Origin of the sequence: Novosphingobium bradum (genome assembly GCF_042646485.1) — a bacterium.
In the GTDB taxonomy this organism is placed as follows: Bacteria; Pseudomonadota; Alphaproteobacteria; order Sphingomonadales; family Sphingomonadaceae; genus Novosphingobium; species Novosphingobium bradum.
Map to the genome: position 1 here is coordinate 805,378 of NZ_JBHRTQ010000007.1, position 23,321 is coordinate 828,698.

The window sequence follows — 23,321 nt, forward strand, 5'->3', positions numbered from 1 at the left end:
AACCATGAACTTATCCGCCAATTACCCGCATGGCAAGTGGCCTGCGCGGACGGGCCGGATCAGGCCGCCTTCCGCAGCTTTTCCAGCTTCTTGAGCGCCATGTTGCGCTTCAGGCGCGAGAGGTGATCGATGAACAGGATGCCCTCCAGGTGGTCCAGCTCGTGCTGGAGGCAGGTGGCCAGCAGGCCGTCGATGTCTTCCTCGTGGGCCTTGCCATCAAGGTCCTGCCAGCGGGCGCGCAGCGTGGCGGGGCGTTCGACCTCGGCGTAGATCTCGGGGACCGAGAGGCAGCCTTCCTGGTAGATCGCCAGGTCCTCGCTCACCGAGACGATCTCGGGGTTGATGAACACCCGCGGTTCCAGCTTGCGCGGCTGGTGGGTGTGTTCGTGATCGCCATGGGCGGTGCAGGTTTCCGGCTCGGCGTCCTCGTCTTCGGGCTGGAGGTCGATGGTCACCACCCGCAGCGGCACGCCGACCTGGATCGCGGCGAGGCCGATGCCGGGGGCATCATACATCGTCTCGAACATATCGGCGACAAGGGTCCGCAGGGACTCGTCGAAGGATTCAACCTTGGTCGAGACCTGCTTGAGCTGCGGATCGGGGGTTTCGATGATTTCGCGGATAGCCATGGCCGCGAGATAAGCGGAGCGCGCGCAACTCGCAAGACGCCCGGCGCCCAAGATTTCCGATGTGCCCGACAGGTGCGACTATCGGCCCACCCACCCTTTCCGGTTCAGCGGAAATTGTCGGCGTAGGCCTGCAGCTTGAGGCGCCGGGGCGGCGTGGCAGCAGCGCGGGCCGCGATCCCGTGGCGATCCGCATAGGCCTGGGCCTCCGCCTGGCTGGCGAACTGGAGCACGACCTGGCTCTGCGTATCACCCGAGCCCGACCAGCCCATCAGCGGATCGGCGCGGCGGGCCTCGGCCGGCGCGAATTCGAGCACCCAGGTGTCGGTGCGGGCCTTGCCGGACTGCATGGCGTTCTTCGGGCGCTGATAGATACGGGCGGTCATGTCGGCGCTTTCGGGCGAAACGACGCGGGAATCAAGGGGGAAGGTTATCCGCTTCGCGCAAACGCGCTACTTGCGTTGCCGCTCGAAGGCATTCTTCGTCTTGAGGCTGGGATCCTCGGTCCACGGCTGGTCCGGCCAGCGGTGCTTGGGGTAGCGGCCCTTGGCATCCTTGACGACATCGCGCCACGAACCGCGCCAGAACCCGGGAAGATCACGGGTGGTCTGGAGCGGCTTGCCGCCCGGATCGGTCAGCTTGAGCAGGAGCGGTTGCGGGGGCTTGCCGTAGGTGGGGTGGCGATCCAGCCCGAACAGCGCCTGGACGCGGACCTCCACCGAAGGGCCGCCGGGATCGGCATAGTCGATTTCATGGCTGGTGCCCGCCGGGCTGCGAAAGCTGGGCGGGGCCAGCGCATCGAGCTGCTGGCGCTGGGCATGGTCCAGCCGGGCGAGCAAGGCCTCGTGGAGCTTGCCCCTGGGCAGGTCATCCAGCCGGCGGCCAAGCAGCGGGAGCAGCCAATCGCCGACCTCCGCCTGCAAGGCTTCCTCGGCCAGCGCGGCAAGGCCGGCGTGGGCGGCGCGGGTGAGCAGGGCGCGACTGGCCGGCGACAGCGGAAGCAACCCCAGCCCCTCGGCGCGGACCTTGTCGGCCAGGAAGCGGGCGATCGCCGCCGGATCGGGGTTTGGATCGGACCCGCGCGCGAGGACAATGGCCCCCAGACGCTGCTCCAGCAGGGCTTCCACCCGGCGCTCCTCGGCCACCCAGCGCAGGGTGCTGGCCCGCTCGATCCGGTGGCCGAGCCAGCGCGTGACCTCGGCCTCTGTCAGCGCGATTGCGCCGGTGATCCGCGCGCCCCTGGCCTCGCCCTGGGCCTCGCCCACGGCCAGCCATTCGGCGCGGATCAGCGGGCTGGCCGGATCGAGCCGCAGCCCCCTGCCCCCGGCGGTCAGCCACAGTTCGCCCGAAGGATCGCGGCGGCGGGCGATGAGGTCGGGGAAGCCTTCGGCCAGGATCGCAGCCAGTGGCAGGCCATCGCCCGACCCTTGCGGAGCCTGCCGCGCCCAGCGTTCGGCCAGCTTGCGCGAGGCCTGGGCGCGGGGCGAGCGATCACGCTGCCAGGTATCGAAGCGCAGGTGCAGATCGTCGCTGCGCCCGCCGAGGCCGCGTTCCTGCAACAGGAGCGCGAGGGCTGCGGCATCCCCGGCCGCGCCGTGGCGGGCGGCGTGGAGCAGCATATGGGCGAGACGCGGCTCCAGCGGCAGGGCGGCCATGGCGCTACCGTGCGGCGTGATCCGCCCGCCTTCGTCAAGCGCACCGAGGCTGAGGAGGAGCGCGTGGGCGGCGGCCATGGCCGGGGGCGGCGGGGGATCGAGCCAGGCCATGGCGGCCGCATCGCCCGCACCCCATTGGGCGAGGGTCAGTGCCAGTGGGGCGAGATCGGAGACGAGGATCTCGGGCGGCTCGAAGGCCGGGCGGCCGGCATGGGCGGCTTCCTCCCACAGGCGGTAGGCCACGCCCGGCCCCTGCCTTGCGGCGCGGCCGGCGCGCTGGGCGGCGCTGGCCTGGCTGGCGCGGTGGGTGACGAGGCGGGTGACGCCGGCGGCCTTGTCGAATTCGGCCCGGCGCGAGAGGCCGGCATCGACGACAATGCTTACGCCATCGAGGGTTAGCGAGGTTTCGGCGATGGCCGTGGCGAGGACGATCCGTCGCCGCCCCTCGGGATCGCGGCGGATCGCGGCGCGCTGGGCAGCGGGGTCGCATTGGCCATGCAACGGCAATACAAGCGCCTGGGGCAGGCGCTGCACCAGCTTCTCGCGCAGCCGCTCGATCTCGCCGACGCCGGGCAGGAAGGCGAGCAGGTCGCCCTCCCCCTGTTCGCGCCAGGCGGTGGCGATTGCCGAGGCCATGGCATCGTCGAGGCGCAGCTCGGGACGGGCGCCGAGCCAGCGGATCGCCAACGGCCAGGCCTTGCCCTCGCTCTCGATCACCGGGGCGCCATCGAGCAGGGCGGCGAAGCGCTGGCCATCGAGCGTGGCCGACATGACCACCAGGCGCAGGTCGTCGCGCAGGACCTGCTGGCTCTCGACCGCGAGGGCGAGGCCAAGGTCGCTGTCGAGGTGGCGCTCGTGGGCCTCGTCGAACAGGACGGCGGAAACGCCGGACAGTTCGGGGTCCTTGAGGATGGTGGCCACGAAGATCGCCTCGGTCATCACCAGCACGCGGGTTCTGGCGGAGCGCTTGCTGTCGAGGCGGGTGAGATAGCCGATGGTCTCGCCGGCAGCCTCGCCCATGAGTTCGGCCATGCGCTCGGCCGCGGCGCGGGCGGCGACGCGGCGGGGGGAGAGGACGATGACGCTGCCGGTGCACCACGGCTCGGCCAGCAGCGCGGGCGCGACGGCCGTGGTCTTGCCGGCGCCGGGCGGCGCGATCAGCACCGCCGCGGCGCGCGCGCGCAGGGCGGCGAGCAAATCAGGCAGGACGGCGTGGATCGGGAGCGTGCTGCGGGACATTTTGCCCGCGTTATGCGTTTCGGGCCGGGAGGGCCAGCGCCGGGCAAGGCGCTGCCAACAGGAGGATGCCATGAAGACCTCTGCTCGTGCCCTGATCGCGCTGTCCTTCAGCCTTGCCATCGCCCCCGCGCAGGCGAGCCCCAAGGCAGCGCCGCGTGCCGATCCGGTCCGCAGCGCGATGTCCGCCGCCCCGGTGGCGGTCGCTGCCCATGCGACCATCGTGCGCGCCAATGCCGATGGTTCGATGACCACCCTGCGCCCGGGCACCAACGGCTTCACCTGTATGCCGGACAACCCCGCCACGCCGGGGCCGGACCCGATGTGCATGGATGCCAACGCGATGGACTGGGCCATGGCCTGGATGGGCCACAAGCCGCCGCCGGAGGGCAAGCCGGGGCTGATGTATATGCTGGAAGGCGGGACCGATGCGAGCAATGTCGATCCCTATGCGACCAGGCCCGACGGGGCGTGGATCAGCACCGGGCCGCACGTGATGGTGGTGGGATCGCAGGCCTTGCTGGCGGGCTATCCGGCCAGTCCGCGGCCCGACACCAAGGCGCCCTACGTGATGTGGGCGGGAACGCCCTATGCCCACCTGATGGTGCCGGTGCGGTAGGCCGAGGCGAATGCCAGGAGACGGCCCCCGGATCAAGCTCGGGGTGACGGGTTTTCGTCGACTGTCGGTAGCGTCGTCCCGGGCTTGACCCGGGACCGGTGTCGGTTCCGAGACCGTGAACCAGGCGCTTCAGACGAGCATCCCAGCTTCGCGTTGGCCAGCGGTCCCGGGTCGAACCCGGGACGACGATAGGTCAATACCGCCGCGCCACGGCGAATTCGGCGGCTTCGGCCATGGCGCTGCGGGCCGGGCCGGCCGGGAAGCCGGCGATGGCGTCGATCGCGCGCTGGGCGTAGTGGCGGGCGCGTTCGCGGGTGGCGGAAACCGTATCGTACTTGGCGATGAGGGCGACCGCGTGGGCAAGGTCTTCATCGGCGGTGGTGAAACCGGCGATGGCGTCCTGCCAGAACTGGCGTTCCTCGGCCGTGCCGCGGGCATAGGCGAGGATGACCGGCAGGGTCATCTTGCCGTCGCGGAAATCATCGCCCTTGCCCTTGCCCATTTCCGAGGCTTCGGAATCATAGTCGATCGCATCGTCGACCAGCTGGAAGGCAATGCCCAGGTTGCGGCCATAGGCATCGAGCGCCTGTTCTTCCGCCTCGGAGCGTTCGGCGACGACGGCCGCGATGCGGGTGGCGGCGGCGAACAGGGCGGCGGTTTTCGCGCCGATGATCTGGAGATAATGCTCCTCGCCCGTTTCGACCTTGCGCTGGGCGGTGAGCTGGTCAACCTCGCCTTCCGCGATGATCGAGCTGGCGCTGGAGAGGATCTTGAGCACCTTGAGGCTGCCATCCTCCACCATCAGCTCGAAGCTGCGGGTGAACAGGAAATCGCCGACCAGCACGGTGGCCGGGTTGCCATAGACGATGTTGGCGGTTTCCTTGCCCCGACGCATATCCGAGCCATCGACCACGTCATCATGCAGGAGCGTGGCGGTGTGGATGAATTCGACCGCGGCGGCGAGCTTGTGGTGGCGGGTGCCCTGATAGTCGCACAGGGCCGCGCCGGCGATGGTCAGCATCGGGCGCATCCGCTTGCCGCCGCCGGAAATGAGATGGCCAGCCAGCGCCGGGATCAGCGGGATCTCGCTCTGCATCCGATCGAGGATGATGGCGTTCACCGCGTTCATGCCGGGCGCGGTCAGCGCCAGCAGCGGGGCCAGCGAAGGCTCGCTCGGGCGGGGGCGGAGGGGGATCACGTCTGCGCTCATCGCGCGGCTCCCTTGGGCGCTGGCAGCGCGGATGGCAAGCTTGGATTCGCAGCCATTCCCGTGCTAGCGCGCAAGACGATGACCCAGGAAACCGCCCCCGCCGCCGCCCCTCGCCCCGGCCAGCCCGCCGATCCCGCTCCCGATCCGATCCTGGCCTCGTTCCGCGCCAGCATCGACAATATCGACGCCGCGCTGATCCATATGCTGGCCGAGCGGTTCCGCATCACCAAGGCGGTGGGCGCCTACAAGGCCGAGCACGATCTTGCGCCGTCCGATCCCGGCCGCGAGGAACGCCAGATCACCCGCCTGCGCCGCCTGGCCGAAGATGCCCAGCTCGATCCCGATTTCGGCGAGAAGTTCATCCGCTTCATCATCGACGAGGTGATCCGCCACCATCACCAGGCCAAGGACGGGCGCTGAACGGCCACGAAGCGGCCTCCTGCCGCAGCGGGCAGGCTGACTAACCCTGCGCCCGAGGCAGGCGCAGGCGAACCAGCAGCCCGCCCAGGTCCTCGCTCACGCCCAGGTCCACCGCGCCGCCGTAGATTTCCGCGACGTCGCGCACGATGGCCAGGCCCAGGCCCGTGCCCGGCTTGCCGGTATCCAGCCGCGCGCCGCGATCGAAGATGCGGGTGCGCGCTTCGGGCGGGATGCCGCGGCCATCGTCTTCCACCCAGATCTCGCACCAGCGCGGATCAGCCGGCGCGGCGTCGACCGTGACGAAGACCGAGCCGCCGCCATATTTGGCCGCGTTCTCGATGAGATTGCCGAGGATCTCGTCAAGATCCTGCCGCTCGATGGCGACCGCCGCCTCGCGGTTGCCATCAAGGTCGAAGCGGGTGGCCTCGTGGAGCCGGGTGACCGCGCGCAGCACGGCCTCGACGCTGTCCCACACCCCGGCACGCGACAGGCCGACGGCGCGGCGGCCCACGGCGCGCGCGCGGGCGAGATGGTGATCGACCTGGCGGCGCATCACCGCCGCCTCGCGGATCACCGTGTCGGCAAGATCGGCCGCATGGGCGGTGGCCGCGTTCATCACCACGGTCAGCGGGGTTTTCAGGGCGTGGGCGAGATTGCCGGCATGGGTGCGCGCTTCCTCGGCCTGGCGTTCGGCATGGGCGAGCAGGCCGTTGAGTTCATCGACCAGGGGCTGCACTTCGAGCGGGAGCGGATCGGTGACGCGGTTGGCGCCGGTGGTCCGCATCTTCTGGATCGCCCGGCGCACGCGCCGCAACGGGCCAAGGCCATACCAGGTCTGCAGGCCCGCCATCAGGAACAGCCCCGCCCCCAGGACGATGAACGACCAGACCAGGATCAGCCGGATGCGCTTGATCTGATCATCCAGCGCGGTGCGGCTTTGCGCCACGACGAACCACCACCTGGTGTCGTTGCCGGGCAGGATGATCGAGCGTTCCATGATCCGCAGCGGCTCGCCCTGGAACTGGGCGCTGTCATAGACGTGGGGGACAGTATCGAAGTGGCCGGTATCTACCTTGAGCGTGCGATCCCACAGCGAGCGCGAGGGGAAATCATCGTGGCCCTTGCCGCTGATCTGCCAGTAGAGGCCGGAATTGGGTTCAAGAAAGCGCTGGTCGCCCAGCGGCCGGTTGAAGAACACCTCGCCATCGGGACCGATTTCGGCCGAGCCGACCATGGCGGTGAGCATATAGCCCAGCTGGTCATCGAAATTGCGGGTGATCAGCCCGGTCAGCGTGCGATCCAGCCCGATGCCGCCAAGCAGCAGCAGGATCGAGATCCAGCCCGCCGCGATGAGCATCATCCGGCGGGAAAGCGAGCCGGTGTGGGGGCGGGTCGGCTGGGGGGATGCGGCTTCGTCAGCCACGCATCTTAACCACGCCGGGCTTCGGCCGGATCGTCGAGGCTGTAGCCCAGCCCGCGGATCGTGGTGATCACATCGGCGCCCAGCTTCTTGCGGATACGGGTGACGAAAACCTCGATGGTGTTGGAATCGCGATCGAAGTCCTGATCGTAGATGTGTTCGATCAGCTCGGTGCGGCTGACCACCTTGCCCTTGTGGTGGAGCAGGTAGGACAGGAGCTTGTATTCCTGGGCGGTGAGCTTGACCGGCTCGCCCTTGAGCGTGACCCGGCCCGAGCGGGTATCCAGCCGCACGTTGCCGGCGATCAGTTCGCTTGACGAATTGCCCGAGGCGCGGCGGATGAGCGCGCGCAGGCGGGCGATCAGTTCCTCGGTCTGGAACGGCTTGGCGAGATAATCATCGGCGCCGGCATCCAGCCCGGCCACCTTGTCGGACCAGGAATCGCGCGCGGTCAGCACCAGCACCGGGAAGCTGCGGCCTTCCTTGCGCCACATTCCCAGCACGGTGAGGCCATCGATCTCGGGCAGGCCGAGATCGAGCACGACCGCGTCATAGTCCTCGGAGGCGCCCATGTAGTGGCCGTCCTCGCCGTCGGTGGAGAGGTCGACGGCATAGCCGGTCTGCTCAAGCGTGGTCTTGAGCTGGCGGCCCAGCGTGGGTTCGTCCTCGACGATCAGGATACGCATCGCTCTGTTCCCTGTTGCGGCGCGGCGCAAGGCGCCGGATATGGCCGGGTCTTGCGGTCAAAGCTGGGGAGCGTCAAGCGATCCGCCAAGTCCCCGGCCCGCTCAATGGCGCGAGATGATCTGGCCCGAGCGGGCATCAACATCGACGAAGACCACCCGGCCCTCGTGAATGAACTTGAGGCGATAGGCCATGGCGATGGGATCGTACTCCGGCCCGAGATACTGCATCCCGGGCATGGCCGGCAGGACCATCTGCTCGATCTGGCGCAGCGGCAGGACCGTGCCGGCGCGCATTTCGCGGCGAACCTGCCCCTGCGCGTCGCCGGGGCTGGCGGCATCGGCCGCCGGCGCGAGCGCGGCGGCGACAAGGGCGGAAAGGAGGACAAGGCGCTTCATGACTGGCACTGGGATATCCGGCAGGCGTTGAACGGCTAGTGAATAAAGGAAAACGAAGCGCATCGGGAGCGCAAGGCATGGCGGTGCGGCCACCCCTGTCCATGCGGATGCCTGTCCATGCTGATGCCTGTCGATGCGGATGCTTGTCAACGCGCGGCCCCTCCCCTAACGCGCCGCGATGGCCGCCGCACCGATCCTTTCGTGGGAAGGCCTGAGCCTGCAACAGGGCTCGGGCTGGCTTTTCCGCGACCTCGACCTTCATATCGCCCCGCGTGACCGGCTGGCCCTGATCGGCCGCAACGGCGCGGGCAAGACCACCTTGCTGCGCCTGATTTCGGGCGCGGTGGAGGCCGACAAGGGCAAGCGCGCGATCCAGCCGGGCACGCGGATCGTGACCCTGGAACAGGACCCGTTCTTCACCGGCCACGACACCCTGCTCGACTTCGCGCTGCATGGCCCCGATGCCCCACCGCGCCACGAGGTGGAAGCCATCGCCGGCCAGCTCGGCATCGACATGACCCGCAAGGCCGACAGCGCCAGCGGGGGCGAGCGGCGCCGCGCTGCCCTGGCCCGCGCGCTGGCCTCCGAGCCCGACCTCCTGCTGCTCGACGAGCCGACCAACCACCTCGATCTGGCCGCGATCGACTGGCTGGAGGGCTGGCTCTCGCGCTATAACGGCGCCTTCGTGGTGATCAGCCATGACCGCACTTTCCTTGAGCGGCTGACCAAGGCGACCATCTGGCTCGATCGCGGCTCGCTGCGCCGCAAGGAAATCGGCTTCGGCGGCTACGAGGCGTGGATGGAACAGGTCTACGCCGAGGAAGCCCGCGCGGCGGACAAGCTTGACGCCAAGCTCAAGATCGAGGCCCACTGGCTCGAACGCGGGGTCACCGCCCGGCGCAAGCGCAACCAGGGCCGGCTGGAAAAGTTGTGGGAAATGCGCGCCCAGCGCGCGGCCATGCTCTCGCCCCAGGGCACGGCCAAGCTGGCGCTGGGCAACGACGATGCCAAGTCCAAGGCGGTGATCGTGGCGGACAAGGTGTCCAAGAGGTTTGGCGAGCGCCCGATCATCAAGGACTTCTCGCTGCGGATCACCCGGGGCGACCGGATCGGCCTGGTGGGCGCGAACGGCGCGGGCAAGACCACGCTGCTCAAGCTGCTCACCGGCGAACTCGCGCCCGACGAGGGCACGGTTACCCTGGCGAAAACCCTTACCGGCGTGATGATCGACCAGCAGCGCAGCCTGCTCTCCCCCGAGAAGCGGGTGCGCGACGTGCTGGCCGAAGGGGGTGACTGGGTCGACGTGCGCGGGGTCCGCAAGCACGTGCAGGGCTATCTCAAGGACTTCCTGTTCGATCCCGGCCTCGTCGATGCCCGGGTCGGCACGCTTTCGGGCGGCGAGCGTTCGCGCCTGCTGCTGGCGCGCGAATTCGCCCGCCTCTCGAACCTGCTGGTGCTCGACGAGCCGACCAACGACCTCGATCTCGAAACGCTCGACCTGCTCCAGGAAGTGATCGCGGACTATGACGGCACGGTGCTGATCGTCAGCCACGACCGCGATTTCCTCGATCGCACGGTCACCGTCACCCTGGGGCTCGACGGTTCGGGCCGGGTCGATATCGTGGCCGGTGGCTATGCCGAGTGGGAACGCCAGCGCAAGGCGCGCACGGCGCCGGCCCGCCCCACGCCGAAGGCCGCCGCCACCCCGGCCGCGCCGTCAGCCCCGCCGCCGGCGGCGCGGAAGGGCAAGCTGTCATACAAGGACCAGCGCGACTACGACACCCTGCCCGAGCGGATCGCCGAATTCGACGCCGCCATCGCCCGGGGCGAGGCGCAACTGGCCGATCCCGATCTCTATGCCCGCGATCCGGCGAAATTCGCCGCGATCATGGCCGCGCTCGACAAGGTCCGCGCCGACAAGGAGGCGGCGGAAGAACGCTGGCTGGACCTGGCCGAGCAGGTCGAAGGCTGACTGCCCCTCAGCCGATCCGGTAGAAGCTGGCCACCCGGTCGAGCGCGAAGCGCAGGACCAGCTTGCCGCTGCGCGCCGGCCAGGCCAGGGCGCGTTCGGCCATGGCCAGGCTCTCGCCCGAGCAGACCACCCGCCACAGGATGTCGGCCAGCCCGTTGCCGGCACTGGCCACGGCCCCGTCGAAGCGCTCCTTCGCGGCCATCTGGCGCTCGGTCGGGTTCATCCGCGCGCCGCCACCGCCCGACAGGCGCACCGGTTCCCAGCTCATGGTCAAGGACGGGCCAAGCTGGGCCATCTCGAAATCGCGGCGCAGGCATTCGCCGGCGGCGAGCTGGCGATCGTCGATGTGGCCGTGGGCGTGAAGCCAGGTCACCGGGCTTTCCGCGAGGTTCACGGTCACGCTGCGCCGGCCCTTGCGCGGGGCCGCCGTGCCGGGACCCGCCGCCGTCAACTCGCGCTCCACCAGTTCCTGCCGCATCGATTCGTCCCCCTTCGTGGCTGATGGGGCACAGGTGCCCGGCGGCCATGCTTGTAGGAAAGCGAAAAAACCAATATGGTTAGCTCTGGAGCAAGGAGCCAGCCATGATCAACCGCATCCGCGACATCCGCAAGGAAAAGGGGCTGACCCTGGCCGACGTTGCCGCCCGCTGCTTGCCGCCGACCACGGCGCAGACCATCGGGCGGCTCGAAACCGGGATGCGCCAGCTCTCGCTCGCCTGGATGAACCGGATCGGCGCGGCGCTGGGCGTGGAGCCGGAACTGCTGGTGCGCGGCGCCGAGGCGAGCCAGCCGAAAATCGTGGCGCGGCTGGCCGATGGCGGGGCCGAACCGCTGGCCGTCCCGCGCGATGCGATCCTGCCCACCCAACTGGCCGAGGATGGCCCGCTGGTGGCTCTCGCGGTCGAGACCAGCGGCGGCGAATACCAGGCCGGCGACCAGTTGTGGCTGCGCCAGGTGGGTGACGACAGGACCTGGGGCCGGCTGGTCAACCGCGATGTCCTGGCCCCGCGCCCGGGCGGGCGCTTCGCCTTCGGCCGGCTGATCGACCGGGACGGACGGCGCGTGGCCATCCTGCCGCCGGGGCGCGGCCAGCGCCAGGTGATCATCGACAACCCGGTGTGGCTGGCCGTGGCGGAGATGCTGGTGCGCCCGCTGTGAGCAGCGGCGCGCGCCTGCGGGTGCTCTCGCTCGCCACGCTCTATCCCAACCGGGCCGCGCCCAATTTCGGGGTCTTCGTGGCGCGCCAGATGGAAGCGGTGACCAGGCGCGGCGACGTCGATCTGACCCTGGCCAGTCCGCTTGGCCTGCCCCCCTTCCCGCTCTCGCTCCACCCGCGCTACCGGGCGCTGGCCGCCCTGCCGGATAGCGAGGAGCGCGGCGGGGTTCGCGTGATCCGGCCCCGCTTCCGGCTGATCCCGGTGATCGGCGGGCGGTTCAACGCCATGGCCGTGGCGCGCGCCGTGCTGCCGCTGGCGCGCCGGCTCCATGCCGAGCGCCCCTTCGACGTGGTGGATGCCCAGTTCTTCTATCCCGATGGCCCGGCGGCCGTTCGGATCGGCAAGGCGCTGGGCCTGCCGGTCTCGATCAAGGCGCGCGGCGCCGACATCCACCACTGGGGCGCGCGCGGCGATACCGCGCGCCAGGTGCTTGGCGCGGGACAGGCCGCGCAAGGCCTGCTGGCGGTTTCGCAAGGCCTGGCCGACGACATGGCCGCGCTGGGAATGCCGCGCGAACGCATCGCCCTGCACCGCACCGGGCTGGACCGCACCCTGTTCCGCCCGCTCGACCGGGCAGACTGCCGCGCGCGCCTTGGCCTGCCGGCCGATGCGTCGATCCTGGCCAGCGTGGGCGCACTGATCGACCGCAAGGGCCAGCGCTTCGCCATCGACGCCCTGGCGCAGCTTCCGGGGGCGATCCTGGTGCTGGCCGGCGGCGGCGCCGACGAGCCGTCCTTGCGCGCCCGGGCCGAGCGGCTGGGCCTGGGCGAGCGGGTGCGTTTCCTTGGCCCGGTTCCCCATGGCGAGCTGCCGGTGGTGCTGGGCGCGGCCGACGTTTTCGTGCTGCCCAGCGCCAGCGAAGGCCTTGCCAATGCCTGGGTGGAGGCGCTGGCCTGCGGAACGCCGGTGGTGACCACGCCGATCCCCGGCGCGCGCGAACTGATCACCAATCCCGCCTTCGGCCGCTTTGCCGGGCGCGATGGCGCCGAAATCGCGGCGGCGGTGGCCGAACTGCTGGCCGAACCGCCCCCGCGCGAAGCCGTGCTGCGCGGGGCCGAAGGGTTCAGTTGGGAAGCCAATGCCGCTGCCCTGGTTTCCCATTGGCAGCGGCTGGCAGGCCGTTAGCCCCGTTCGCGCGCGAGGCGTTCCTGGCGGTCGGTGTCGCTCTCGGTCGGCACGAAGCTCTTCGGGTTGACCTTGAGCCAGATCAGGATCGGCGAGGCCATGTAGATCGAGGAGTAGGTGCCAACGAAAATGCCGAAGGTGATCGCCGCGGTGAAGCCGAAGATCACGTCCGGCCCCAGCAGCAGCAGGGCCACCAGGGTGATCAGCATCGACAGCGAGGTAACCAGGGTGCGCGCGAGCGTTTCGTTGACCGAGAGATCGAGCAATTCGGGCATCGGCATCTTGCGGAACTTCTTCAGGTTCTCGCGGATGCGGTCGTAGACCACGATGGTATCGTTGAGCGAATAGCCGATGAGCGTCAGCAGGGCCGCCACGATGTTGAGATCGAACTCCAGCCCGGTCAGCGCGAAGAGGCCCAGGGTCAGGGTCACGTCGTGGACCAGGCTGAGCAGGGCGCCCACGCCGAACTGCCATTCGAAACGCAGCCAGATATAGGCGGCCACCGCCAGCGCGGCGAGGCCGAGCGCCTGGAACGCGGTCCACCCCAGCTCCTTGGAGACCTTGCCCGACACCGAATCGACGCCATCGATCCGCGCATCGGCATGGCGGGCCTTGATGTCGGTGGTGATGCGCTTGGCCATGGCATCGGCCAGGCCTGCGTCATGGTCGGACCCGGCCGGCAGCTTCATCCGGATCGACACCTCGTTGGGCTTGCCGAACTGCTGGATGATCGGTTCGCCATAGCCAAGGCTGGCAACCTCGCCGCGCAGCTGCGCCACGGGCGCGGCGGGCGACTGGACGAAGGTCACGCGGATCATCTGGCCGCCGACGAAGTCGACGCCCATGTTCAGCCCCTTGGTAGCGACCAGCGCGATCGAGGCCGCCATCAGGAGGACGCTGACCACGTAGAACGGCACCCGCCAGCGCAGGAAGCGGATGTTGGTGTGATCGGGGACGAGCTTGAGCAATTTCATGGCGAGGCTCTCCCTTACAGCACGAGATCGGCGGGACGGGTGCGGCGCAGCCAGTTGGCCACCCACATCCGGGTCATGGTCACGGCGGTGAACACCGAGGTGCAGATGCCGATCACCAGCACCACCGCGAAGCCCTTCACCGGGCCGGAGCCGAAGAAGAACATCAGCGCGGCGGCGATGACGTTGGTGATGTTGGCATCGAAGATCGCCCGGCTGGCTTCCTTGTAGCCCATCTCCACCGCCTGGAAGACGCGGCGGCCGCGATGGCGTTCCTCGCGGATGCGTTCGTTGATCAGCACGTTGGCATCGACCGCGGCGCCGATGGTCAGCACGAAGCCGGCGATGCCGGGCAGGGTCAGCGTGGTGTTGGCCACGGCCATGATCCCCAGGATCATCATCACGTTCACGATCAGCGCGAAGATCGCATAGACCCCGAAGCGGCCGTAGGTGATGAGGATGAAGGTCATCAGCGCCGCCGTGCCGACCAGCATGGCGATGCCGCCCTTCCGAATCGAATCGGCGCCAAGATCAGGCCCGACCGTGCGCTCCTCGACCACCTTGAGATCGACCGGCAGCGCGCCCGAGCGCAGCGAGATCGCCAGCTGGTTGGCGCTTTCAGTGGTGAAGCTGCCCGAAATCTGAGCGCTGCCGCCCAGGATCGGCTCATTGATGCGGGGGGCCGAGATCACCTTGTTGTCGAGAATGATCGCAAAGGGCTTGCCGGTGTTCTCGGTGGTGAGCCGGGCGAACTTGGCGCCCCCTTCGGCATTGAAGGTGATGTTGACGATGGGTTCGTTGGTCTGGCTGTTGTTCGACTGGCGCGCGTCGGTCAGCTGGTCGCCCTTGATCCCGCCGAGGCGGCGCACGGCGATGGCCGGAACCCCGCCGCACGAGCGGGCGTCCATGCAGGGGACGATCTCGCTGCCGGGCGGCACGATGCCTTGGGCGATGTCGGTCGGGCTGGCGGTCGAATCGACCAGCTTGAATTCGAGCTTGGCGGTCTGCCCGAGCAGGCTCTTGAGCGCTTCGGGATCCTTGAGGCCCGGCACCTGCACCACGATGCGCTGGGCGCCCTGGCGGATGATGGTCGGCTCGCGGGTGCCCAGGGCGTCGATGCGCTTGCGGACCACTTCGGTGGCCGTATCCATCGCCCGGCCGACATCGGCGTCGATCCCGGCCTGGGTGGGGGTGAGGACGATGCGGTTGCCATCGAGCACGCCGATGTCCCAGTCGCGCTGGCCGCTCATGCCCACGCCCCGGGTGAGCGGGAGGACGGCCTCGCGGGCCTTGTCGAGCTGGGCCGGGTTCTCGACCATGAAGCTGACCGTGCCGCCCAGGGTCGAGATGTCGCCCACGGCCACATCGGGCGCCTCGGTCTTGAGCTTCTGGCGGACGTTCTCGTCCATCGCTTCCAGCCGCTGGCGCTTCACCTGATCCGGATTGGCCTCAAGCAGGATGTGGCTGCCGCCGGCAAGGTCAAGCCCGAGGTTGACCTCGGGGCGCGGCAGGACCGAGGGCCAGCGCAGGTTGGAGAAGGCGAACAGCGAGGGCAGCGCGGCCAGCATGGCCAGGGCGGCAATCGCCCAGTAGAACGCCTGCTTCCAGCGGGGGAAATCGAGCATGGTCGGGCGATCCTCGCCTTGATGGTCCTGTCGCGACGGTCAGTCGGCGAGGCTCAGTCGTTCGCGGGCTTGCCGGCGGGCTGGAGCACGTCGGCAATGGTCGAGCGCACGGCGCGGACCTTCACGTTGACGCCCAGTTCAAGCTCGACATGGGCGTCGTCAACCTTGAGCACCCGGCCGATCAGGCCGCCGGCGGTCACCACCTGGTCGCCCTTCTTGAGCCCGTCGATCTTGGCCCGCTGCGCCTTCTGCTGCTGCATCTGCGGGCGCAGCAGGAAGAAGTAGAACACCAGGCCCATGCCGACGAAGGGGATGAACGTGGTCCAGGCCGGCGGCGCACCCGCGGCGGCGGCAGAAAGGATGGCGAGAGTGGCAGTGCTCATGGGCGGGACAAGGCTTTCGTCGCAAGGTGGCCCGGGCGGGCCGATAAGGCATTCAATCGCCGGGCGGTTAGCAGCAATGCCCGCCAGTGGCAACGCGCCGGCCCATATCACGCGCCGCCCTGCCCCCATCTCCACCGCCACCGCACACACCATCACACACAGGGCAACGCAGAGCGCTTGCATCGGCGCGAACTGCTGCCTATAGGCGCCGCTCCGGTCGGGACGTAGCGCAGCCTGGTAGCGCATCACACTGGGGGTGTGGGGGTCGGAGGTTCGAATCCTCTCGTCCCGACCAATTTTCCAAAGATCCACAAGCAACCCCCGCAAGCACGGCTGGGTGGCGGGCGCGTCCAGCACGCGGCCACGCAAAACGCCGCCCCATCGGGAGCGGCGCTCGGCAGTGACGGCGGGTTTCGGTGGCGCGGTCTAGCCGGCCTTGAACGGGCCGGGATCGAAATAGTCGCGCCAAGCGCAGATCAGGTCGCCCGAAAATTCGAACACGCCGTTGACCGGGATCACGAAATTGCCCCGCGGCCCCTCGAACCGGTCGGTCCGCTCGGTGAACACCTTGCCGTCGGCGGTTTCGGCAATGGCATGGACGGTGAATTCGACCACTTCCGCATCGCCCAGGAAAGCGGCGGCCACCGCGCGGATCGCATCGTGCCCGATCGCATCGGGCAGGCCGGTGTTCTGCCAGACCGCATCCGGGGTCATCCGGGCAAGGATATCCTCCACCGACTTTTCTTCCCAGGCTCGGATATAGGCCAGGACCCGCTCGCTGTTCCCCATTCGTCGCTCTCCCTGTGGGCAACCTGTCGCCGGCCGCGCGCGCCGCATCAGGCGCGCGGGCGAACCTTCATGCGGACCGGGTACTTGCGAAAGCCGCCCACCACGCAGGAATGAACCGCCGTGGGCGTGCCCGCCGGCTCGACGCTCTCCACCCGTTCGAGGAACCGGGTCAGCATGATCCGCAGCTCTAGCCGCGCCAGATGCATCCCGAGGCACTGGTGCGGCCCGGAACCGAAGGCGACATGGCGATTGCTGGTGCGGGTAATGTCGAACTCGTCGGGCCGCTCGAACGCCGCGTCGTCGTGGTTGGCCGAGGGATAGAACAGGACCAGCGGCTCGCCGGCCGGAATGGTCTGGCCGTTGATCTCGACATCGTGGCGGGCGGTCCGGCAGAAATGGATCGCCGGCGAGACATAGCGCAGCACTTCCTCGATCGCGCCGGGGATCAGGTCGGGATCGGCGCGCAGCAGGGCCAGCTGGTCGGGATGCTGCATGAAGGTGTGGATCGCCGCGCCGAAGGTGCTCTGGGTGGTTTCGTGCCCGGCGAGCGTCAGGATGTAGCACCAGGAATAGAGCTCGATGTCGGGCATCGGCGCATCGTTGATGCGCGAATTGAGCAGGTCGGTCAGCAGGTCGTCGCGCGGGGCGGCGCGGCGCTCCTCGAACAGGTCGCGGTAGACCGCGAACATCGCCTGGATCGCCTCGGTCCGCACCTGTTCGGGCGGGCGGCCGCGCGCGATCTCGGGATCGCCGGGATAGAGCGACTGGTTGGTCCAGTCATGGATGCTGGGCGCCAGATCGTCGGACACGCCCAGGAACCGCGAGATGACCGCCGTGGGCACGGGATTGCACAAGACTTCCTGGAGATCGAACACCTGGTCGCCCAGCGCCATGGCATGATCGAGCGTGCGGTTGACCACCTCGTCGACGAAATCCTGCACCGCCGCGATGTTGCGCGGCATGAAGCGGGCGTTGACCAGCTTGCGGTAGGCGCCATGATCGGGCGGGTCCATGTTGACGATCATCCGGATCGGGATTTCGCCCTGGCTGGCATCCATCACCATGCGCGGCTCGTTGAGGAAGACCGCGGCGTTGCGCTCGATATCGATGAGGTCCTTGTAACGGGTCACGGCCCAATAGGCCTCGCCGCTGGAGGTCACCATGCGGCTGAGGGGGGCTTCGCGGCGCAGCCGTGCCCAGATTTCCCAGGGATAACCGTGGCGATGATAGGCATCGGCATCGATCAGGCGATCCGCGTCCAGCGCGGTGATAACGGCCATGGAGTGCATCCTCTCGCGTTGCGGTCCTTGTGTGGCGCCGCCCCCTTCCCTGCCGGGAAGTGTGAGACGACGCCCCTGCCGCCATCGTGTAGTATTTACTACTTACGCTGCCACCGGCTGTCAATGCCCGTTCGGGCAAGCCGGCCGGGCCGCCGGTTCGCGAGCTTGGACTTTCCCGCCTATCCAGATAGAAGCGCCGCGATTTCTGGAAAATTGGCTGAAGGCGGGCCGCGATGGGAACTGTTGGAGAGATGACCAAGACCGAGGCGCCCAGACGGCGGAGGCCGCGGCGCAGCCAGGCCGAGATTCTCGAGAAGATCCGCGCCGCCGCGCTCCAGCTCTTTGCCGACCGCGGCTATGCCGGCACCACCACCCAGGAGATCGCCCGGGTCGCCGATGTCAGCGAAACCCTGCTGTTCCGGCATTTCGGCAGCAAGGCCAACCTCTATGATGCCGCGGTGTCCGCACCCTTCGAGGACATCATCCACCGCTTCGTGGAAGAGCGCCAGAAGGTGATGGACAATGCCGCCACAGCGCGTGATCCCAAGCATATGTCGGGCGAACTGTTCGACTTCTTCGACCAGCACCGCGAGGTATTCACGGCCCTCGCCCTGGTGAACCCCAATGGTGACGATCAGGAATCGGTGCCGCTTGCCGGCCTTGAACGCACTTTCGAACAGGCGGCCCGCGAGATTCTCGCCAGCTACACCGCGCGAGGGGAAAAGCCGCCATTCGATGCCGATATCGCCGTGCGCCTCGCCTTTGGCATGGTCGCGGCCAGCGTGATCCTGCGCCCGCTCCTGTTTTCCGGCAGTGGCGCATCAAAGGACGCAGTGCGCGAGACCATCATGACGATGATCTCCCAATCGCTCTGGCAGGGCTGATCCAGCCGTCGCCGAAAGCCGGCCGGGGCAAGTCCCCCGGACCGGCTCACAGGATCAAGCGCTGACCAGTTCCTTCTGGAAATGGGGCATGACCTCGCGGGCGAAGACTTCGAGCGCGTGGCACACGTTTTCGTGCGGCGCGCCGCCCTGCGCCACCTCGATCATCAGGTAGTCGAGGCCATAGTCGCGCTGGTAGCGGGCAATCTGTTGGCACAGGGCATCGGGGCTGCCGATCAGGGTCTGCCCGCGTGCGTTCATGTCGAGCGCGTCGGCTTCGTTGTAATAGGTGTAGACCGGGTTCTGCGGACCCACGCCGCCCAGCTTGGCGAAGTGGCGGTAGTAGTTGTTGGCATAGGTGCGCCCGTCGCGCAGCGCGGTCTCGTGGTTTTCGTGGCAATACATCTGGGTGATCGCCATGACCTCGCGGGTAGCCGGTTCATGGCCATTGGCGACCAGCGCCTCCTTGTAGCTGGCGATCCCCTCGGGCAGGTGGCTGATGTCGGGCAGGAAGAACACCGTGCCCAGGTGATAGCCGCGCTCTCCCGCCCAGCGGAAGCTTTCCATGGTCGCCCCGGCCGAGGCATAAATTGGCGGGAGCGGCTGCTGGATCGGCTTGGGGAAGCAATCGTAGCCCTTGATCTGGTAATACTGGCCGTCGAAATCGATCTTGCCGTCCTCAGTCCAGGCGCGTTCCAGGAAATCCATGATTTCGTGATAACGGCCGTGGCTTTCCTCGGCGGGCACGCCCACCCAGTCATATTCGTGCTTCAGGTAGCCGCGGCCGATGCCATATTCGAGGCGGCCGCCGCTCAGCACGTCGAGCAGGGCATATTCCTCGGCGAGGAACACCGGCTGGTGCAGCGGCAGCAGCGAAACGCCCGTGCCGACCTTGATCCGGCTGGTCCGCATGGCGGCGGCCGTGGCCATGACCGCCGGATTGCCGAACGAATAGCGGCCGGTGTGATGCTCGGAATACCACACGCCATCGAAGCCGAGCTTCTCCAGCAGGACCGACTGCTCCAGGATCTGGTTGCAGTAGTTCTGCGGGGTCTTGTGCACTTCGGGGACGTATTCGAGGTTGTATGTGACAGCGAAACGCATGGTCCTGCTCCCGTGTGAGATCGGGGCCGGGCTGGCAGCCCAGGTCCGGCCAGTGGTATGGCGATTCTTCGTTATGAAGCATATACTACATATCGTGCGCCGGGCCTGTCAACCGCAAAGCGTCGCGCCCGCCAGCGCGCGAGGCACGGCGGGGCCATGACAAGGAGCGGGCCTGAAGCCCGCCCTTGCCGTCGGACATGGAAACGATGGAAGCCGCGCCGCCCTGCCGCGCGGGCAGCGTTACACCACCATCAGGCGCCCACGGGCGCGGCGCTCGGGCTATTGGGGCAGCTGACCTTGACGAAGGGATCGACCACGAAGGGGTTCGCCCCGGCAAAGGTGCGGATGCGGAAATCGAACCGCGCCCCGGCCTGGGTGAGGCTGCCTTCGCCGATCACCGGGCTGGCTCCGGCGCGGATCGCGGCGACCTTGGCCATGCGGAACACCGCCCAGGCACCCGGCCAGGTGCGGGTCTGCGGTGCCCCGCCCGCCGCCGGCGCGAAGTTGACCGAGGCGCCGCCGGAGCCGGGCCAGTTGAACGTGGCCGGGATCGGCGACTTGCCGTCATAGGTCAGCTTCTGGCCATCGGCCTCGATGGTGACCGCCGCCGCTCCATTGAGGGCAACCGGTTCGATCTGGTAGGTCAGCCGGGGCGAATTGGGATCGGCGGCGAAGAAGGTGTGGGTGATCGCATCGGCCGCCTGGAGCGCGCGGACATTGCCTTCGGTCAGCCCCACCTCGGCGGCATTGGGCTTGGCGGTCCAGACCGGGCCGGCGCGGTCGATATAGGACCCGACTTCATCCGCCACGAACCTGGCGAACCGGCCCTGCGGGGAAAAAAAAACCGTGAAGTCCGCAACGGCGAGATCGACCGCCGCCCCTGGCTGGATCGGATAGGCCCGCACCAGGGTCTGCGCGCAGGCATCACCGAAACTGGCGCTGAGCGCCGCGCCCATCTGGGCGAGCCGCTGCCCGCCCAGTGCCACGCTGGCATCGCTGGCCACGCCCTTGGCCCACAGGCCCGCCGGCAGCGGCAGGCCCGAGCCGCTCTGGTCAAGCTGGAGGATCAGCGCCTTGGCCTCGGTCGCCTGCTGCGATCCCGCATCGCCGCCGCTGCCCGGCATGACCGAGATCAGGTTCAGCTTGTCAGCCAGCTGGGTCATGGTTTGCAGCAGGGCATCGACCGGCGCGCCGTCGCCCCCGCCCACGAAGGTCCGCAAGGGCAGGAAGGCGGCAACCGCCTCGGGCCGGCCGGTGGACAGGACCGGCGCATGGGCGGCGGCGGCATTCATCGCCACGTTGCCCAGCACGCTGGACGGCTGCGGCATCTGCACCCCGGCCGCGGCCGTGGCCGAGGTCATGTCGGTGGCCTTGGCGATGGCCTTGAGCAGGGGCTTGATCGGCGAAAGCGGCCCGGCCCCATCGCGCAGGCGCTGCACGTTCTCGGCCAGCGAGCCGACCTTCTTGAGCTGGATCGAGGCGAGGTAGGACTGCCAGCGCGAAATGAACTCGGCGAAGTAGAGCTTCTCCAGGTCGGACCGCAGCGACGCCATCTCGGCCGGCGAGAGCTGGGCCGAGCCGGTATCGCCGACCACCCATTTCTCCTCCTCGAGCAGCTTGGTGCCCTGGGCGACGATCGGCAGGAACAGCTTGTCGTAGCCGGCCCGGGTGAACAGGGCCGGCACGCCCGCGCCCGGCGCGAAGGCGCCATCGGCGGCGAAGAACAGGTCGGGCTGCGGCCCGGCGTTCTCGCGCGCGGTCCACATCTGCTCGCCGCTTTCCAGCGCCTTGGTCTTCAGGCGGCCATAGACGCGCACCGCCGCCGGCTGGCTTCGCAGCACGGTGCGGGCAGATTCGACCGCGCCATCGTCGATCGGGGTGGGTTTGAAGTTGCCGTCGAACAGGGCCGCGGTGTGGCGGGCCAGTTCGCCGGCCTGGACTTCCGATCCCGCCCCGCCCCGCGCCACCCAGGCCGACTGGACCCAGGCGACGACCTGTTCGCCCAGCTCCGGCCCACGTCCGCCGAGCACGAGGTAGGACTTGAGATCATCATAGAGAGCGGCCGGCTGGGTCGTGTTCGCGGCCATCCGTTCCTGGGCGAGGCTGGCGAGCAGCGGGGTCAGCCGCCGGCCCAGGTCGCGCCCGTAGATGCCCTTGAGATCGCCCGAAAGCCGCCCGCCCTGGCCCAGGCCAAGCGCGAAATCGCCGGCCGCCTGCATATCGGCCGTGGCCTTGCCCAGCACGCCCAGCACGGCCAGGTCCTGGTCGATCCCGGCACCCTGGCTGGCGGCCTGCTGATAGTCGGCCGTGGTCTGGTAGACCGTCTCGATCAGGTCGGAATTGCGGAAATAGCCCCAGGTCCAGATGCCGAGGCAGATCGCGAAGGTGGCCACCGAGGCGGCAATCGAGACCATGTAGCGCTGCCTCGCCCGCTTTTCCGCCTGGGGGCTGCGCCCGGCCATGCCCTGTTCGGGGAAGACTAGGTCGGAGAAGAAGCGCCGCAGGAAGTAGGAGCGGCCCTGCCCGACGCTGAAGCCCGAGGCGCTGGCCGGCTGGCCGGCGCTGAGCAGCAGGCGGTCAACCGGATTGCCGGTCTGGATCGCCGAGGCGAAATAGACGCCGCGCAGGCGGGCCGGCTGGTCGAACCGGCTCTTCTGGCCAAGCGCGGCGACCAGCCCGGCCAGTGGGCCACGCAGCGAGGCGAGCTGGGCCGGGAAGCTGGCGATGGCCGCGCGCAGGTGCATCTGCGGCTCGAGCTGCATCCGTTCGACCACGCGCGCCGAAATGCTGGTTACAAGCCCATCGAAACCGCTGAGGATCGCGGCTGCATCGGGATCGCTACCGGGCACGGTGACGCCCATCACCTGGTCGCTCTCGGCATCGGTGCTGCGCGCGAAATATTCGCGGAAGCCCGAGAGCAGGTCGGTCTTGGTGACGAGCAGATAGACCGGCAGGTCCTGGCCCAGGGTGCCGCCGATTTCGGCAAGGCGGGCGCGGACGTGTTCGGCATGGGCGGCCATCTTGCGGGCATCCGCAAGGTCGGTTGCCGGGATCGCCACGATGATGCCGTTGAGCGGCTGGAGCGGGCGGTGGGCCTTGAGCAGGTCGAGGAAGGATTTCCAGCCTTCGGCATCGGCCCTGGCATCGATGTCCTGGGTGACATAGCGCCCGGCCGTGTCGATCAGCACGGCCTCGTCGGTGAACCACCAGTCACAGTTGGGGGTGATCGGCTGGCCGCGCAGGGCGCGGTATTCGCCGGCCACGGCGGTCGGGAAGTTCAGGCCGCAGTTGAGCAGCGCGGTGGTCTTGCCGGCGCCCGAGGGGCCGATCACCACATACCACGGCAGCTGGTAGGCATAGGTCTGGCGCGAGCCGAGGCGGGCCGACTTGAGCATCCCCAGCGCCTCGGCCAGCTTGCCGGCCACCTCGTCGCGCTCGGCCGCCACGGGATCGGGCTGGAGCGCCTCGATCAGCGCGGCGTTTGCCTTCTGCGCCTTGCGCCGGGCGAGCAGGGCCAGGACGCCGACCACCACCAGCGGCAGCAGGGCGAAGACCAGTCGCGCCAGCCACCAGCCCAGTGGCCGCCACGAGCCGATCGCAACCAGCGGCCCGATGAACCAGACGATCACGCCCAGGGTGAGCGCGGCGATCACCCGCCAGAACCAGCGATTGCGGAAGAGGTTTTTCAGCGTGTCCATGCCCCTGC

21 protein-coding genes and 1 tRNA gene are annotated in these 23,321 nt (G+C 68.6%); 7 read left to right on the top strand and 15 right to left on the bottom strand.

Going from position 1 to position 23,321, the window contains the following annotated elements; genetic code table 11:
• Nucleotides 1-59: 59 nt before the first annotated feature.
• The 3 genes from def to hrpB form a co-directional block, all read right to left on the bottom strand.
• Nucleotides 60-629 (bottom strand): peptide deformylase, encoded by a 570-nt coding sequence (gene def, locus ACFOD9_RS09745; RefSeq protein ID WP_379509888.1) that lies wholly within the window; start codon nt 627-629, stop codon nt 60-62.
• Between the two features lie 104 nt (nt 630-733).
• Nucleotides 734-1,012, bottom strand: a complete 279-nt coding sequence (locus ACFOD9_RS09750) for an ETC complex I subunit (protein ID WP_379509889.1) — start codon at nt 1,010-1,012, stop codon at nt 734-736.
• A 66-nt stretch (nt 1,013-1,078) separates the two neighbouring features.
• On the bottom strand, nt 1,079-3,520 hold the full coding sequence (hrpB, locus tag ACFOD9_RS09755; protein ID WP_379509890.1) for an ATP-dependent helicase HrpB: 2,442 nt from the start codon (nt 3,518-3,520) through the stop codon (nt 1,079-1,081).
• A gap of 70 nt (nt 3,521-3,590) precedes the next feature.
• Between hrpB and ACFOD9_RS09760 the strand changes: the two genes are divergently transcribed.
• Nucleotides 3,591-4,136 carry a hypothetical protein gene (locus ACFOD9_RS09760; protein ID WP_379509891.1) on the top strand — a complete coding sequence of 182 codons (546 nt, stop codon included), beginning with the start codon at nt 3,591-3,593 and terminating at the stop codon, nt 4,134-4,136.
• A 193-nt stretch (nt 4,137-4,329) separates the two neighbouring features.
• On the opposite strand, the gene ACFOD9_RS09765 is transcribed toward ACFOD9_RS09760, so the two are convergent.
• Entirely contained in the window at nt 4,330-5,346 is a 1,017-nt protein-coding gene (locus ACFOD9_RS09765; RefSeq protein WP_379509892.1) for a polyprenyl synthetase family protein, read from the bottom strand.
• 78 nt (nt 5,347-5,424) lie between these two features.
• Here ACFOD9_RS09765 and ACFOD9_RS09770 point away from each other — a divergent pair, with 78 nt between their 5' ends.
• Nucleotides 5,425-5,766: a chorismate mutase gene (locus ACFOD9_RS09770; protein WP_379509893.1), complete on the top strand. Its 342-nt coding sequence runs from the start codon at nt 5,425-5,427 to the stop codon at nt 5,764-5,766.
• 40 nt (nt 5,767-5,806) lie between these two features.
• Here the strand turns inward: ACFOD9_RS09770 and ACFOD9_RS09775 are convergent, their stop codons facing one another.
• From ACFOD9_RS09775 to ACFOD9_RS09785, 3 genes are all read right to left on the bottom strand, one after another.
• Nucleotides 5,807-7,126, bottom strand: a complete 1,320-nt coding sequence (locus ACFOD9_RS09775) for a sensor histidine kinase (protein WP_379509980.1) — start codon at nt 7,124-7,126, stop codon at nt 5,807-5,809.
• A 68-nt stretch (nt 7,127-7,194) separates the two neighbouring features.
• Nucleotides 7,195-7,872, bottom strand: coding sequence for a response regulator (locus ACFOD9_RS09780; RefSeq protein WP_379509894.1), 678 nt, complete (start codon nt 7,870-7,872; stop codon nt 7,195-7,197).
• A gap of 102 nt (nt 7,873-7,974) precedes the next feature.
• Nucleotides 7,975-8,268, bottom strand: coding sequence for a PepSY domain-containing protein (locus ACFOD9_RS09785; RefSeq protein ID WP_379509895.1), 294 nt, complete (start codon nt 8,266-8,268; stop codon nt 7,975-7,977).
• 178 nt (nt 8,269-8,446) lie between these two features.
• On the opposite strand from ACFOD9_RS09785, the gene ACFOD9_RS09790 reads away from it, so the two are divergent.
• Complete coding sequence (locus tag ACFOD9_RS09790) at nt 8,447-10,240, top strand: ABC-F family ATP-binding cassette domain-containing protein (protein WP_379509896.1); 1,794 nt, start codon at nt 8,447-8,449, stop codon at nt 10,238-10,240.
• Between the two features lie 7 nt (nt 10,241-10,247).
• Here the strand turns inward: ACFOD9_RS09790 and ACFOD9_RS09795 are convergent, their stop codons facing one another.
• Nucleotides 10,248-10,718 (bottom strand): DUF6456 domain-containing protein, encoded by a 471-nt coding sequence (locus ACFOD9_RS09795; RefSeq protein ID WP_379509897.1) that lies wholly within the window; start codon nt 10,716-10,718, stop codon nt 10,248-10,250.
• A gap of 104 nt (nt 10,719-10,822) precedes the next feature.
• Here ACFOD9_RS09795 and ACFOD9_RS09800 point away from each other — a divergent pair, with 104 nt between their 5' ends.
• Both ACFOD9_RS09800 and ACFOD9_RS09805 read left to right on the top strand, forming a co-directional pair.
• On the top strand, nt 10,823-11,398 hold the full coding sequence (locus ACFOD9_RS09800) for a helix-turn-helix domain-containing protein (RefSeq protein ID WP_379509898.1): 576 nt from the start codon (nt 10,823-10,825) through the stop codon (nt 11,396-11,398).
• Nucleotides 11,395-12,582 carry a glycosyltransferase gene (locus ACFOD9_RS09805; RefSeq protein ID WP_379509899.1) on the top strand — a complete coding sequence of 396 codons (1,188 nt, stop codon included), beginning with the start codon at nt 11,395-11,397 and terminating at the stop codon, nt 12,580-12,582. The genes ACFOD9_RS09800 and ACFOD9_RS09805 overlap by 4 nt, the downstream gene beginning before the upstream one ends.
• Here ACFOD9_RS09805 and secF read toward each other — a convergent pair.
• The 3 genes from secF to yajC are packed head-to-tail and all read right to left on the bottom strand — an operon-like array spanning nt 12,579 to nt 15,561.
• Nucleotides 12,579-13,556 (bottom strand): protein translocase subunit SecF, encoded by a 978-nt coding sequence (gene secF, locus ACFOD9_RS09810; RefSeq protein WP_379509900.1) that lies wholly within the window; start codon nt 13,554-13,556, stop codon nt 12,579-12,581. The genes ACFOD9_RS09805 and secF overlap by 4 nt on opposite strands.
• Before the next feature lie 14 nt (nt 13,557-13,570).
• The gene (gene secD, locus ACFOD9_RS09815; RefSeq protein ID WP_379509901.1) at nt 13,571-15,178 is read right to left on the bottom strand and encodes a protein translocase subunit SecD; all 1,608 of its coding nucleotides are present in this window, start codon (nt 15,176-15,178) and stop codon (nt 13,571-13,573) included.
• Between the two features lie 53 nt (nt 15,179-15,231).
• Nucleotides 15,232-15,561, bottom strand: coding sequence for a preprotein translocase subunit YajC (gene yajC, locus ACFOD9_RS09820; RefSeq protein WP_379509902.1), 330 nt, complete (start codon nt 15,559-15,561; stop codon nt 15,232-15,234).
• A gap of 218 nt (nt 15,562-15,779) precedes the next feature.
• On the opposite strand from yajC, the gene ACFOD9_RS09825 reads away from it, so the two are divergent.
• A tRNA-Pro gene (locus tag ACFOD9_RS09825) sits at nt 15,780-15,856 on the top strand.
• A gap of 131 nt (nt 15,857-15,987) precedes the next feature.
• Here the strand turns inward: ACFOD9_RS09825 and ACFOD9_RS09830 are convergent.
• Together ACFOD9_RS09830 and ACFOD9_RS09835 are read right to left on the bottom strand one after the other, a co-directional pair.
• Nucleotides 15,988-16,350 carry a limonene-1,2-epoxide hydrolase family protein gene (locus ACFOD9_RS09830; protein ID WP_379509903.1) on the bottom strand — a complete coding sequence of 121 codons (363 nt, stop codon included), beginning with the start codon at nt 16,348-16,350 and terminating at the stop codon, nt 15,988-15,990.
• A 47-nt stretch (nt 16,351-16,397) separates the two neighbouring features.
• On the bottom strand, nt 16,398-17,630 hold the full coding sequence (locus ACFOD9_RS09835) for a cytochrome P450 (protein ID WP_379509904.1): 1,233 nt from the start codon (nt 17,628-17,630) through the stop codon (nt 16,398-16,400).
• 233 nt (nt 17,631-17,863) lie between these two features.
• Here ACFOD9_RS09835 and ACFOD9_RS09840 point away from each other — a divergent pair, with 233 nt between their 5' ends.
• Complete coding sequence (locus tag ACFOD9_RS09840) at nt 17,864-18,514, top strand: TetR/AcrR family transcriptional regulator (RefSeq protein ID WP_379509905.1); 651 nt, start codon at nt 17,864-17,866, stop codon at nt 18,512-18,514.
• A gap of 54 nt (nt 18,515-18,568) precedes the next feature.
• Here ACFOD9_RS09840 and ACFOD9_RS09845 read toward each other — a convergent pair whose 3' ends face one another.
• Nucleotides 18,569-19,615 (bottom strand): LLM class flavin-dependent oxidoreductase, encoded by a 1,047-nt coding sequence (locus ACFOD9_RS09845; protein WP_379509906.1) that lies wholly within the window; start codon nt 19,613-19,615, stop codon nt 18,569-18,571.
• A gap of 251 nt (nt 19,616-19,866) precedes the next feature.
• Entirely contained in the window at nt 19,867-23,313 is a 3,447-nt protein-coding gene (tssM, locus tag ACFOD9_RS09850) for a type VI secretion system membrane subunit TssM (RefSeq protein WP_379509907.1), read from the bottom strand.
• Nucleotides 23,314-23,321: the final 8 nt, after the last annotated feature.